Raw genomic sequence first — 480 nt, 5'->3', positions numbered from 1 at the left:
GCCTACTGCAGGCAGTGCGCCATCGAAATGACGTGCGAGGAACTGGCGCGCGCGGTGACGTTCCTCGCATGCGGCGGGCGCGATTCCCGGACCGGCGAACAGATATTGCCGGCCGCCCACGCCAAGCGTGTCAATGCCTTGATGCTGACGTGCGGCACCTACGATGCGGCGGGGGACTTCGCCTTCCGCATCGGGTTGCCGGTGAAGAGCGGAGTCGGGGGCGGGATCGTGGCCGTCATGCCGAACCGGTGCGGGGTCTGCGTCTGGTCGCCCGCACTGGACCGGGCCGGCAACTCGCAGGCAGGCGCCAGGGCGCTGGAGCTGCTGACCACCCATACCGGGTGGACCATTTTTTGATGCTGCGGGAGCCTGGCCAGCTTCGACGGGCGAGCAGTTTTGCTGAAAAGCGGTGCCGGTATTGGCGGCGCATGAAACGGCAAACAACGCAGAAAAAAGTGCCCGGGGAAGCCAGTCCTCATG

Annotated in this window: 1 protein-coding gene; it reads left to right on the top strand. The window is 66.0% G+C overall.

The features are described 5' to 3' along the window. Nucleotides 1-357 (top strand): glutaminase (locus tag GWG67_RS38765; protein ID WP_275174898.1); only part of this gene is annotated, 357 nt, incomplete at its 5' end. Nucleotides 358-480: the final 123 nt, after the last annotated feature.

This window comes from Bradyrhizobium sp. CSS354 (assembly GCF_029051725.1).
GTDB lineage: Bacteria > Pseudomonadota > Alphaproteobacteria > Rhizobiales > Xanthobacteraceae > Bradyrhizobium.
This window is presented reverse-complemented; position numbering and strand designations above follow the sequence as displayed.